Origin of the sequence: Faecalibacterium sp. BIOML-A1 (assembly GCF_009679715.1) — a bacterium.
Taxonomy (GTDB): Bacteria; Bacillota; Clostridia; order Oscillospirales; family Ruminococcaceae; genus Faecalibacterium; species Faecalibacterium taiwanense.
In genome coordinates this window covers 214194-226120 of sequence record NZ_WKZJ01000002.1, presented here as the reverse complement: position 1 = coordinate 226120, position 11927 = coordinate 214194, and the positions used below count along the sequence as shown (strand labels likewise).

Here is an 11927-nt window from a genome sequence, read left to right as displayed (position 1 = left end):
TTATTTCTCTATTGTTTTAGTCCTGTTTTTCCTCTGCGTCAAGCTTTTTGAGCAGTTCCAGCTCTTCGGGCAGCAGCTCCGGCTCCTCGGGGTCGTCCAGATCGCTGCACACGGCATCGTACTTGTTAAAGATCATGTCGCCGGTCTCGCCGGAGTCCAGATCAATGACCCGGGCAAACAGGCTCACCTTGTTGTCCGGGTTCAGGCTGCTCCACAGACCCTGTGCAAAATCGCCGATGGTGCGGGGGCAGGCAAAGCGCAGCGGCTCACCCTCAAAGCTGGGGATGGGATTTCCGTTGTGCTTGTAGGTGCTGATGAAATGGCCCTCGCCTGCAACGGGCTGCGGGTAATCAAAGAAATAGCGCTGCACGCTGTCGCCATTGCCGTCCGCAGACTTGAGAATGCTCATCTGATAGCTGCCGTCGGCGTACACCACAGCGGAGATGCGGGGGGTGTAGTTGGGGCCGTCCGGCTCAAAGGTGCGGGTGCGCAGGGCATCGGCAAAGCTCTTACCCTGACTCATCAGGTCATAAATGGTATCGGTCTGGTCACCGTTGGTCACGATATGGGTCTTGCCCAGCGTCAGCACCGGATTGTAAATAATGAGGCTGGGGTCCTCCAGCTTTGCGGGGTCCGCTGCGATGGTGCAGATGCCGCCGCGCTCGGGCACGGGGTCAAACACGCGGTTGCGGCTGTTCTCGCTGCGGCCCATGATAAAGTAGCCAATGAACATCTGGCGGCCATCCGGAGCCATTGCCACAGCAATGCCGCGGCCGGGATACTCGTTGGATGCCAGATACTCGTTCAGGTTGATCTTTTCCATGTCAAATTCTCCTATTACGGAACTCCCCCAGTCGCCTGCGGCGACAGCCCCCTCGGAGAGGGAGCCTTGCCTCCCTCCTTGAGGGAGGTGGCACGCCGTCAGGCGTGACGGAAGGAGTTTTCACTCGATCTCTCCGCTGCACACCATAGCCACGGCCTTGGGCAGCAGCTTCCACTCGGCCTGCTCCATCACACGCTTCTGCAGCACCTCGGGGGTGTCGCCGGGCAGGATGTCCACGGCCTTCTGCAGCAGGATGGGCCCGCCGTCGCACTCTTCGTTCACGAAGTGGACGGTGGCACCGGTCACCTTGCAGCCCCGGGCCAGAGCCGCCTCATGCGGACGCAGACCGTACATGCCGGGCCCGCAGAAAGACGGGATGAGTGCCGGGTGCACATTCAGGATGCGGCGGGGATACGCTTCAATGACACTGGGCCCCAGCACGGACAGAAAGCCTGCCAGCACCACCAGATCGATGTTGTGGTCTTTCAACGTTTTCAGCAGAGCTGCGTCAAAATCCTCACTACTGGCGTAATCCTTGCGGCGCACCACGCAGCCTTCCACACCGGCCTTTGCGGCCCGTTCCAGCGCATAGACACCGGGCTTGGAGGCCACCACGAGGGTGATCCTGCCGTTGGGGTTCTCGCCTCGGGCTTCGCTGTCCAGCAGAGCCTGCAGGTTGGTGCCGCCGCCGGAGACTAAAACTGCAATGTTCAGCACAGCTCCACGCCCTCACCTTCTGCAATGACGCCCAGACGGTAAGCTTCCGGCTCGCCATTTGCGTGCAGGATGTCCAGTGCCTTGTCGGCCTGCTCTGCGGGGACGGTGAGCACCATGCCAACGCCCATGTTGAAGGTGTTGAACATATCGTGCTCGGAGATATTGCCGGTCTTCTGCATCAGCTGGAACAGAGCCGGGGTGCGGACATCTGCCTTGTTGATGCGTGCGCAGCAGCCCTTTTTCAGGCTGCGGGGAATGTTCTCGTAGAAGCCGCCGCCGGTGATGTGGGAAATGCCCTTCACATCCACCTCTTCCAGCACCTTGAGCACAGGCTTGACGTAGATCTTGGTGGGAGCCAGCAGGGCCTCGCCCAGCGTCTTGCCGCCCAGCTCTGCAGGGGCAGTGTGCAGCACATCGGGGTTTGCGTCAATGTCAAAGATCTTGCGCACCAGCGAGAAACCGTTGGAGTGCACACCGGTGGAAGGCAGGGCAAGAATCACATCACCGGCTGCCATGGTCTCGTTGCTCAGGATCTTTTCCTTATCCACAACGCCCACGGTGAAACCGGCCAGATCGTACTCCTCCTCCGGCATCATGCCCGGGTGCTCGGCAGTCTCGCCGCCCACCAGAGAGCAGTCGGCCTGCACGCAGCCCTCAGCCACACCCTTGACGATCTCTGCGATCTTCTCGGGAATGTTGCGGCCGCAGGCGATGTAATCCAAGAACACCAGCGGCTTTGCACCGGCGCAGATGACATCGTTCACGCACATAGCCACGCAGTCGATGCCGATGGTATCGTGCTTGTCCATGATCATGGCAATTTTCAGCTTGGTGCCCACGCCGTCGGTGCCGGAGATCAGCACCGGGTGCTTGTAGCCGGTGCAGTCCAGCTCAAACAGGCCACCAAAGCCGCCCAGACCGCCAATGCAGTGCTCGTTCATGGTGCGGGCCACATACTGCTTCATCAGTTCAACAGAGCGATAACCGGCGGTGATATCCACACCGGCGGCTGCATAGCTTTCAGAATAGCTTTTTTCCATGGTCTTACTCTCCTAACTTTTTCTCGTCCTTGGGACGGTCGTTCAGGTGGCGTTCGTGAATATCGGTGGAAAGCACCTCGTCCGGCTTCACGGCATATTCGCCGGTAAAGCAGGCGGTGCAGAATCCGCATTTTGCGTTCTTTGTAAGCTGGACAACATGCTCAGTGGAAAGGTAGCCCAGCGTATCGGCCCCGATCACTTCATTGATCTGCTCGACCGTGCGGCCGGTGGCCACCAGCAGCTTCTGATCCGGGATGTCAGTGCCGAAGTAGCAGGGGTACTTGAACGGCGGTGCCGACACCATAAAGTGCACCTCGGTGGCACCTGCGTCCCGCAGCAGCTTGATGATGCGGGCAGATGTGGTGCCGCGCACGATGGAATCATCCACCAGCACCACGCGCTTGCCCTTGACCGTGCTGGAAACGACGTTCAGCTTGATGCGCACGCTGTTCTCGCGCTGCTTCTGGCTGCCCTGAATGAAGGTGCGGCCGATGTACTTATTCTTAATAAAGCCGATGCCATAGGGGATGCCGCTCTCCTGCGAGTAGCCGAGAGCGGCATCCAGACCGGAATCCGGCACGCCGATGACCACGTCCGCTTCCACGGGGTGTTCCTGTGCAAGGAACCGGCCTGCCTGCTTGCGGGCCTCGTGCACCGAGCTGCCCTCGATGATGCTGTCCGGGCGGGAGAAATAGATGAACTCGAACACGCACATCTGGGTGTCCGGCCGTCCGCAGTGATCCTTGATGCTGCGCAGCTCACCGGTTTTTGCGTCTGCCACCACGATCTCGCCGGGCTCCACGTCCCGCAGCAGGGTGGCACCGGCGGCATCCAGTGCACAGCTCTCGCTGGCAAACACATAGCCGCCGCCGGGCAAGGTGCCGATGCACAGGGGCCGGTAGCCGCGGGGGTCACGCACTGCAATGAGCTTGGTGGCCGACATGATCACCAGACTGTAGGCACCCTCCAGCACATCCATCGTCTTGCTGATGGCGGTCTCGATGCTGCCCATGCGCAGGCGGTTGCGGGTGATCAGGTAGCAGATCACCTCGGTATCGGAGGAGCCGTGGAAGATGGCACCTTCATTTTCCAGCTGGCGGCGCAGCTCGATGGCGTTGGTCAGGTTGCCGTTGTGGCACAGTGCCATGGTGCCGCGGCCATGGCGCACTATCATGGGCTGTGCGTTGGCCCGCACACGGCTGCCTGCCGTGGCGTAGCGCACGTGACCGGTAGCCATGTGCGCATTGGGGTTTGCCAGACTTGCCAGCACCGCCGGGGTGAACACCTCGTTCACAAGGCCGAGGTCGCGGTGGCCGTTGATCACGCCATCATCGTTCACGGCGATGCCGCAGCTCTCCTGACCACGGTGCTGCAGGGCATACAGAGCCGAGTAGGCCGCAGCGGCCACATCCTCGGTACCGGCACGGTCGTAAATGCCGAAAACGCCGCATTCTTCGTGCAGCGGATATGCAAAATCAGACATTGGTTCTCCTTTACAGCTGGGCGATCTCAGCCTGCAGCTTTTCCTCTTTGGCAGCGATCTGTGCGGCCATGGCGGTGCGCTCTGCTGCCAGCTTTTCGGCCAGAGCGTCGTCACTCAAAGCCAGAATTTCCGCAGCCAGCCATGCGGCGTTCTTGGCACCGTTCAGAGCCACCGTTGCCACCGGGATGCCGCTGGGCATCTGCACCGTGGCAAGCAGGGCATCCATGCCGTCCATGGCACCGCCCTTCATGGGAATGCCGATCACCGGCAGGGTGGTGTTGGCAGCAAAGGCACCCGCCAGATGTGCTGCCATGCCTGCTGCGCACAGGATCACGCCGAAGCCGTTGGCACGGGCGCTTTTGGCAAACTCCGCTGCCCCGGCAGGGGTGCGGTGTGCCGAAAGGATGTGCGCCTCAAAAGGGATGTCCAGCGCTTTCAGCTGGGCACATGCGCCCTTTACCACCGGCCAATCGCTGTCAGAACCCATGATCACAGCCACTTTACGAACCATATCCAAACCTCTCTTTCTCAACCAACAAACAAAAAAGGCTGCGGTACACCCGTACCACGGCCTTTAATTCTGCGTATGCTCTCCCGACGCTTTGCACAAAGTTGCACGATGCCCCTGACATGCCCGAATGTTGTTTCGACCCATGAGACCCGGCAGCATCTTCATCATTGAAGTTCTCCTCCGCAGTTCCTTGTGCTTGCGTTTTCAGGCGGCGGAAAAGCCCTTTCTGCGGGCCGCCGTCCCTGTACTACATACAGTTTACGGCAAAAAAACATCTTTGAAAAGAGTGTTCCCACAAATTCTACCTTGTGTTTTCATGCCGTCAAAAAACTTTCAAAAGTTTTGTGCAGTTTCGACATTGTTTTTCTTTTTAAGTATGACTTATAGTTTAAGTATATTTTATGTAAATAGGATGCGTTAACTTTTTGTACAATAGACGGACTTTTTTAAAAAATAATTTTTGCTGTAATTGCCCGTGCAGCGCGGATGAGGTCCGCCGGGGCACAGCACACCTGCGTGCCGATGCGCCCGCCGGAGACATAGACCTTCTCCTGCGTCAGCACGCTCTCATCGAACACAGTCTTATACTGCTTTTTCATGCCTACCGGGCTGCAGCCACCGCGCACATAACCGGTGACCTTGTTGATATCGGCCACATGGATCATGGCAACGCTTTTTTCGCCCACACTGCGGGCAGCGGCTTTCAGATCCAGCTCTGCTGCCACCGGAATGACGAACACAAAATAGTTTTTGCTATTGCCCTGCGTCACCAGCGTCTTATACACGCAGGCAGGGTCTTCGCCCATGCTGCCTGCCACATCCACACCTGCCACGGCAACGCCCTCTTCATGAGCGTACTCGTGGGCGGTGTAGGGCACCTTCTCGCGCTCCAGAATGCGCATGGCATTGGTTTTTGCTTCTTTTCCCATCTCTGATATCCCCTTCTGATTGCATTGAACCCTCTCAGGCCGCTTCGCGTCCAGCTCCCCCAAAAGGGGGAGCTTATGCGCGGTAACTGGCAGATCCTCTTTCACCGTGAAGTAATGCCCCATAGAAAGCAGTAAAAAGCTCGCCCTTCGGGAGAGCTGTCATTGCGCAGCAATGACTGAGAGGGTTCTTTTCTATTCTACCACTTTCTTCAAAAAAATTCAAAATTCTCTTGACTTCAGTTTCCTGAAGTGATATCATAGCGTCACACACTTCAGAACCCTGAAGTTTGACACTGCAAGCTGCGGCAAAGGAGCCGGTCTCCCTCGCCGTTTCACACGATAAGGCAAAGGAGACAAAGCACTATGATCATCGTACTCAAACAGGACGCACCTGAGGTACAGGTACGCGAGTTCTGCCACGAACTGCAGGATATGGGCCTGCAGATCAACGATTCCAAGGGCAGTGAGAGCCACATTCTGGGCCTGATTGGCGACACCAAGGCCGTGGCCGAGAGCTGGGTGCTGGCAAACCCGGTGGTGGAGACCTGCCGCCGCGTGACCGAGCCTTATAAGAAGGCCAACCGCAAGTTCCACCCGGACGACAGCGTGATCGATGTGGACGGCGTAAAGATCGGCGGCGGAAACTTTGCGGTCATTGCAGGCCCCTGCAGCATTGAGAGCGAGGAGCAGATCACCTACTGCGCACAGCGCGTGAAGGCTGCGGGTGCTTCCCTGCTGCGCGGCGGCGCATTCAAGCCCCGCACCTCGCCCTACTCCTTTCAAGGTATGCGCAGCGAGGGCCTCGACCTGCTCAAGCTGGCACGCCGCGCCACCGGTGCTCCCATCGTGACCGAGATCATGAACACCGAGCACCTGCCCCTGTTCGAGAATGTAGACCTCATTCAGGTGGGTGCCCGCAACATGCAGAACTTTGAGCTGCTCAAGGCCGTTGGCCGTCAGAAGAAGCCGGTGCTGCTCAAGCGCGGCCTTGCCAATACGCTGGAAGAGTTCGTGATGAGCGCCGAGTACATCATGGCTGAGGGCAACGAGAACGTCATCCTCTGCGAGCGCGGCATCCGCACCTTTGAGACCAGCATGCGCAACACCCTCGACCTTGCCGGTGTGGTGATGCTGCACAAGATGACCCACCTGCCCGTTATTGTGGACCCCAGCCATGCCTGCGGCCACGCATGGATGGTGCCGGATCTGGCAAAGGCCGCTGTTGCTGCCGGTGCCGACGGCCTGATGATCGAGGTGCACAACAACCCCGCCAAGGCAAAGTGCGATGGTGCCCAGAGCCTGACCCCCGACCAGTTCGATGAGCTGATGCAGTTCATCGGCAAAGAGGTGGAGTTCTTCGGCAAGAAGCTGAACTGATGATTTGAACTATCCTCTGCGGAATTATTATTTTGTGTTTGCAACGAGGAAGATCCTGCGGGATCTTCCTCGTTGCTTTTTCACACTGCATCTTCCGGTTCTGCCCCTTTTCCTGTGAAAAAAACAACCCCGGGGCGCTTGCGGTCACCCCGGGGTTGTTACAAGAATGATCTACTTTTTCAGGAGATCAGGCTCTCTTCCTTGGCCTTATCCCAGACAAGGCAGGTTTGGAGCTTGGTCACATAGCGATAGGGGCGGAACTCGTTTTCCTTCACATCGTCCATCAGACCCTGCTCTTCCATCCAGCTGGCAGCCTGCCGCAGATGAAGGTCGGCGTCATCGATGTCGCTGAAGCTCTTCACCGTCTGCGGTTCCGGGCAGCCGGCCTTTTCCCAGATCAGGGTCGCCAGACCGGCGCGGTTGGAGGGCATGGGGACGTCGGGCATATTCAGCACGCGATAGATGCCGGTTCCGGTTTCGTAAATGCCCCACACGGCTGCACCGGTCAGCGCAACAGCCGCAATGCCGGCCACCACATCGCTGCTGCTGCCGCCGCCGGGATTGACAGGGTCAACATTTCCGCCCTGATACAGCGCTTCGACGGTCACGTTGCAACCGGGCATCTTAAACTGTGCAGTCTGATCATCGCCCAGATCCAGCTCTTTGCCATCGTCACGCACGGCGCTCCAGCCGAGGAACTCTGCGCCCTCTGCGCCCTCCGGGAGGTTTGCCGTCACGGTCACGGTGGTGTTTTCCGGCACAACGGTGGCAGTATCCAGCTCCTGCTCCCCGGCACCGAGGTCAGCGGTTGCCTTCGCATTTACAGCGTTGACGATGTTGCCGTTGGCATCTGCCAGATAGCGGTATTCCACGCCATCATCGCCGCGCTTATAGCCGATGATGTAGCCAGAATTCATGCTGAAGAGTTTCAGCTTGTTCTGATAGCTGAGATCCTCGTTTTCCAGCGTGATATGACGGCCGCGGCTTGGATCGTCGGTCAGGATCGTTGCCGTACCGGTAAAGGTCTTTTTGATGTTGATCGTCTGACCCTCACCCAGATGGATATTGCTTTGGGTGTTGTTCTCAAAGGCCGCGTTCTTCAGGGTCACTTCGGAACTGCCAAGGTCCGCCAGACGGATGCCGTCTTTTCCGCCCTTGATGGTGCCGCCGTTGATCTGTGTATCGCCGAAATCGCCGTTGCAGTCAATGCCCGTGCCTTCCGCATTCGAGGTAGCCACCGTGCCGCCGTTCATGCGCAGGCCGCCGCGGTTTTTGATGGTGCAGTCGGCATCCGAGGTAATGGTGCCGTCGTTGATCTCCACCCGGCCCCAGTTGTTATTGATGCAGCTGGCACCCTCAGACTCGAAGTTGCCTTCTGTTGTAGCGCCCTTGTTAATGGTCAGGTTTGCAGAGCTGTTGACAAAGCAGCTGTTGCTGCCGGTGGTTTTGAAGTCGCCGCCGTTGACGGTTACTGTACTGGCGTTGTTTATGACGACAGTCTTTACGGAGGTTGCGGTCACATCATTCAAAGTCACACTACTGCCGCCCTCACAAAAGAATGCAGATCTATCCTTCAGGTTTGTATGAGTATATTTGCCTCTATTAACTGTTACATTGCTGCTAGAGCCTCCTGCATAAATGCAGTAGCAGTTAGACTCCATCTCTGCATCATTTACAATAAGGGTTCCCGCCCAAACCATAATCGTATTGAAGGTTACTGATTTGTATCGGCCTTTCGTAATCGTCACCTGTGCTGCCGCATCTTTCACATACATGAAATGTCTCGCGACTGTGACACCGTCAACCTCATAGTTTCCTTCATTATTGATGTTTACGACACCTGCTTTTACAACATCAATAAAAGGGTCAGAACCCGTAACTTTTACATTTCCCTTAATGGTAATGTTCACAGGCTCCTTCGTATCCGTTACATCGATCGTAACATTGCCAGTATAAGTTTCCTCCGGGATCTCGTAATTGCCGCCTTCGGTGATTTTCATGCCCGTAGTGGGGATCGTCGTGGCCGTTTCCGCGTTTTCCTGCGCAGTTACGCCATTTTCAGACGTACCCCCCCAGAGCAAGTGCATTGACCGGAAGGACAGATGTCATCATGCATGCCGCAAGCACTGCACTGATGAGCCGCATCTTCTGTTTTTTCATCCTCAAAACCTCTGCTTTCTGTTGAATTTTACGAGACGACCGTCTCTTTACACTCAGTATAGCACCCGCATTTTGGGCAAACAAGCTTCATCTGCACTGAAATTTTCCTTGTAATTTCTTCTAATTTTTGTTACCTTTGTTCGAAATTTTACGAAACTTTAACCGGTAGTTCCGGAACAGTTCCCGCGCATTCCTTTTTTTGCGTATTTGTGTTATACTATAGTGTATTTGCAATCCACCCTGAAATGAGGTTTTTTTATGAAAGCACATATCGCACGCAACCAGAACGCCGGTGTCCCGCTGGTTCTGGGCTGGAATCTTTCCTCCGCCGACCGCGGCAAGCTGGAAGGCATGGCTCCTGCTTTTGGCATGAAGCTGCTGCTCGTCTCCCCTGCCGATGCGGGCAAGACCGTGGCACAGCTGCTGGGCGAGGTGGAGACCAAGGCCGCACGCACGCTGGTGCTGGAACCGGGTGCCTACCCGCCGGCAGTGGTTCTGGCCAACTTCAAGGAGAAGGACGTGGACACCCTGCTGGATCTGATGAAGCAGGCACAGGTCACCATTCCGCTCAAGGCCGTTGTGACTCCCTCCAACCGCAGCTGGGTGTTCGGCGATCTGCTGGCCCACCTGCAGGAGGAGCACGCCGCCTTTACCGCCGCAAAGGAGAACCACACCGTATGAAGACCCGCGCAAAACGTTTCGTCAGCGCCCTGCTGGCCGGGGTGCTCTGCCTGAGCCTGCTGGCAGGCTGTGCCTCCAAAAAGAAAGAGCTTACCCGCTATTCCACCGTTTTTTATGATGTGTTCGATACCGTAACGCAGGTGATTGCCTACTGCGAGAGCGAGGAAGAATTCAATACCCAGATGGATGCCCTGCACGCAGACCTTATTACCTATAACCAGCTGTATGATATCTACAACGATTACCCCGGCGTGACCAACGTCAAGACCATCAACGACAATGCCGGCAGCGCTCCGGTGGAGGTGGACGACCGCATCCTCTCCATGCTGGAGCTGGCCGACCAGATGTACCAGACCACCAACGGCAAGCTGAACATTGCCATGGGCAGCGTGCTGAATATCTGGCACAATTACCGCGAAGCTGCCGAAGCCGCCGAGACGGATGCCGACAACAAGCTGCCCACCATGGAAGAGCTGGAAGCAGCCGCCCAGCACTGTGATATCAACAACGTGATCATCGACGCAGATGCCAAGACCGTTTATCTGGCCGACCCGGAAATGCTGCTGGATGTGGGCAGCGTGGGCAAGGGCTACGCCGTGGAAATGGTGTGTCAGGCTGCCGAGGCCCGCGGCCTGACCAGCGCTCTGGTGAGCGTGGGCGGCAACCTGCGCGCCATTGGTGTAAAACCGGACGGCAGCCAGTGGACCGGCGGCGTGGAAAACCCATGGAGCTCTTCGGATGTATACACCTCGGATTCCATGCTGGACGGTGCCATCAACATGAGCGATATGGCCCTTGTGACCAGCGGCGACTACCAGCGCTACTACGTGGTGGACGGCAAGCGCTACCACCACCTGATCGACCCGGACACCCTGTTCCCCGCCGCCTACTTTAACGGCGTGACCGTGCTGTGCAGCGACTCCGGCCTTGCCGACTGCCTGACCACCGGCCTGTTCTGCCAGCCGCTGGAGGACGGGATGAAGATCGTGGAAAGTCTGGACGGCGTGGAAGCCATGTGGTGCACACCGGATCAGCAGGTCATCACCTCTTCCGGCTGGGATTCCCATTTGAAAAAATAACCCTTAAAACGGCAAAAGGCCGACGCAGTACTGCGTCGGCCTTTTGCTGTTTTATCAGATGGTGAACTGCACCACACAGAATGCCGCGTAAATGCACAGCAGCGCAATGCCCTGCGGGCGGCTCAGCTTGCCCTTGAAGAGGGCGGGCAGGGTGAGCAGCAGCATCACGGCGAACATGACCGGGAACTCCAGCACCAGCGATGCATTGTGGCCGAAGAGCATGGAGTTCTGCGGGATGGTGAAGGGTGCCACCGTGGCGGAAACACCGCTCACCAGCACCAGATTGAACACGTTTGCACCAATGACATTGCCCAGCGAAAGTGCACCGTGGCCCTTTGCCAGCGAGGTGATGGCCGTTACCAGCTCCGGCAGCGAGGTGCCCAGTGCCACAAAGGTGAGCGCGATCACCGACTCCGGCACGCCCAGTGCCTGTGCGATCAGGGTACCGTTATCCACCAGCAGGTTGGCACCCACGGCAATGAGCACAGCGCCCACGGCCAGCAGACCCAGCTCCTTGGCAAAGGATGCACTTTCTTCCGGTTCTTCCTCTTCTTCCGGGGCGGGGGCGTTCTTCATGGCCATCACGTTGCAGATGATATACGCTACGAACATGGCCAGAAGGATCAGGCCCACCGGGCGGGAGAAGTAGCCGGTGGTGTAGGCCACACCGGCATAGAAGGCCGCTGCCACAAAGAAGAACAGCACCGGCGTGCGCAGGCTCTTGGGGTCTACCTTGCCCGGCTTTACCGCAATGGTGAGGGCCGCAATGAGCGATGCATTGCAGATGATCGAACCGATGGCGTTGCCGTAGGCGATCTCGCCGTGGCCGGTAAAGGCCGAGGTGGTGGAGACCATCACCTCCGGCAGGGTGGTGCCGATGGACACCACGGTGGCACCGATGAGCAGCTCCGGCACATGGAAGCGGCGGGCAATGCCCGTGGCACCATCCACGAACCAGTCACCGCCCTTGATGAGGCACAGCAGGCCCACGATGAACAGCAAAACAGGAATGAGCATAGTTTTCTCCTTTTGTTTTTGGCAGAGCAGCAATAAAAAAGAGGCCTTTATTACATCCTGCCCAAAAACGGGAAAGTGTAATAAAAGTCTCAAGCTTCCGGTGACACAGC

11 protein-coding genes are annotated in these 11927 nt (G+C 57.5%); 3 read left to right on the top strand and 8 right to left on the bottom strand.

The features are described from left to right. Positions 1-16 precede the first annotated feature (16 nt). The 6 genes from GKG36_RS03305 to ybaK form a co-directional block, all read right to left on the bottom strand. Positions 17-823, bottom strand: a complete 807-nt coding sequence (locus GKG36_RS03305; protein ID WP_097775216.1) for an IMP cyclohydrolase — start codon at positions 821-823, stop codon at positions 17-19. A gap of 120 nt (positions 824-943) precedes the next feature. Next, positions 944-1540, bottom strand: coding sequence for a phosphoribosylglycinamide formyltransferase (gene purN, locus GKG36_RS03300; RefSeq protein ID WP_005944461.1), 597 nt, complete (start codon positions 1538-1540; stop codon positions 944-946). Beyond that, positions 1534-2580 (bottom strand): phosphoribosylformylglycinamidine cyclo-ligase, encoded by a 1047-nt coding sequence (purM, locus tag GKG36_RS03295; RefSeq protein WP_097775215.1) that lies wholly within the window; start codon positions 2578-2580, stop codon positions 1534-1536. Before purM ends, purN begins: the two co-directional genes overlap by 7 nt. Before the next feature lie 4 nt (positions 2581-2584). Next, positions 2585-4063 carry an amidophosphoribosyltransferase gene (gene purF / locus GKG36_RS03290; protein WP_097775214.1) on the bottom strand — a complete coding sequence of 493 codons (1479 nt, stop codon included), beginning with the start codon at positions 4061-4063 and terminating at the stop codon, positions 2585-2587. A 10-nt stretch (positions 4064-4073) separates the two neighbouring features. Next, positions 4074-4574 (bottom strand): 5-(carboxyamino)imidazole ribonucleotide mutase, encoded by a 501-nt coding sequence (gene purE / locus GKG36_RS03285; protein ID WP_097775213.1) that lies wholly within the window; start codon positions 4572-4574, stop codon positions 4074-4076. A 446-nt stretch (positions 4575-5020) separates the two neighbouring features. After that, on the bottom strand, positions 5021-5503 hold the full coding sequence (gene ybaK, locus GKG36_RS03280; protein ID WP_005944468.1) for a Cys-tRNA(Pro) deacylase: 483 nt from the start codon (positions 5501-5503) through the stop codon (positions 5021-5023). 363 nt (positions 5504-5866) lie between these two features. On the opposite strand from ybaK, the gene aroF reads away from it, so the two are divergent. Next, entirely contained in the window at positions 5867-6880 is a 1014-nt protein-coding gene (gene aroF / locus GKG36_RS03275) for a 3-deoxy-7-phosphoheptulonate synthase (RefSeq protein WP_005944470.1), read from the top strand. 179 nt (positions 6881-7059) lie between these two features. Here aroF and GKG36_RS03270 read toward each other — a convergent pair whose 3' ends face one another. Next, positions 7060-8415, bottom strand: a complete 1356-nt coding sequence (locus GKG36_RS03270) for a hypothetical protein (protein ID WP_154259099.1) — start codon at positions 8413-8415, stop codon at positions 7060-7062. An 883-nt stretch (positions 8416-9298) separates the two neighbouring features. On the opposite strand from GKG36_RS03270, the gene GKG36_RS03265 reads away from it, so the two are divergent. Further along, positions 9299-9721, top strand: a complete 423-nt coding sequence (locus GKG36_RS03265; RefSeq protein ID WP_154259097.1) for a DUF3783 domain-containing protein — start codon at positions 9299-9301, stop codon at positions 9719-9721. Beyond that, positions 9718-10800, top strand: a complete 1083-nt coding sequence (locus GKG36_RS03260) for an FAD:protein FMN transferase (RefSeq protein WP_005944473.1) — start codon at positions 9718-9720, stop codon at positions 10798-10800. The genes GKG36_RS03265 and GKG36_RS03260 overlap by 4 nt, the downstream gene beginning before the upstream one ends. Positions 10801-10854: 54 nt before the next feature. On the opposite strand, the gene GKG36_RS03255 is transcribed toward GKG36_RS03260, so the two are convergent. Continuing rightward, positions 10855-11817, bottom strand: coding sequence for a calcium/sodium antiporter (locus tag GKG36_RS03255; RefSeq protein WP_154259095.1), 963 nt, complete (start codon positions 11815-11817; stop codon positions 10855-10857). Positions 11818-11927: the final 110 nt, after the last annotated feature.

Coding starts and splice junctions, on each gene's coding strand:
- purE (WP_097775213.1), bottom strand. CDS start 4,574: ATGGTTCGTAAAGTGGCTGTGATCATGGGTTCTGACAGCGATTGGCCG.
- GKG36_RS03265 (WP_154259097.1), top strand. CDS start 9,299: ATGAAAGCACATATCGCACGCAACCAGAACGCCGGTGTCCCGCTGGTT.
- GKG36_RS03305 (WP_097775216.1), bottom strand. CDS start 823: ATGGAAAAGATCAACCTGAACGAGTATCTGGCATCCAACGAGTATCCC.
- purF (WP_097775214.1), bottom strand. CDS start 4,063: ATGTCTGATTTTGCATATCCGCTGCACGAAGAATGCGGCGTTTTCGGC.
- purM (WP_097775215.1), bottom strand. CDS start 2,580: ATGGAAAAAAGCTATTCTGAAAGCTATGCAGCCGCCGGTGTGGATATC.
- ybaK (WP_005944468.1), bottom strand. CDS start 5,503: ATGGGAAAAGAAGCAAAAACCAATGCCATGCGCATTCTGGAGCGCGAG.
- aroF (WP_005944470.1), top strand. CDS start 5,867: ATGATCATCGTACTCAAACAGGACGCACCTGAGGTACAGGTACGCGAG.
- GKG36_RS03255 (WP_154259095.1), bottom strand. CDS start 11,817: ATGCTCATTCCTGTTTTGCTGTTCATCGTGGGCCTGCTGTGCCTCATC.
- GKG36_RS03260 (WP_005944473.1), top strand. CDS start 9,718: ATGAAGACCCGCGCAAAACGTTTCGTCAGCGCCCTGCTGGCCGGGGTG.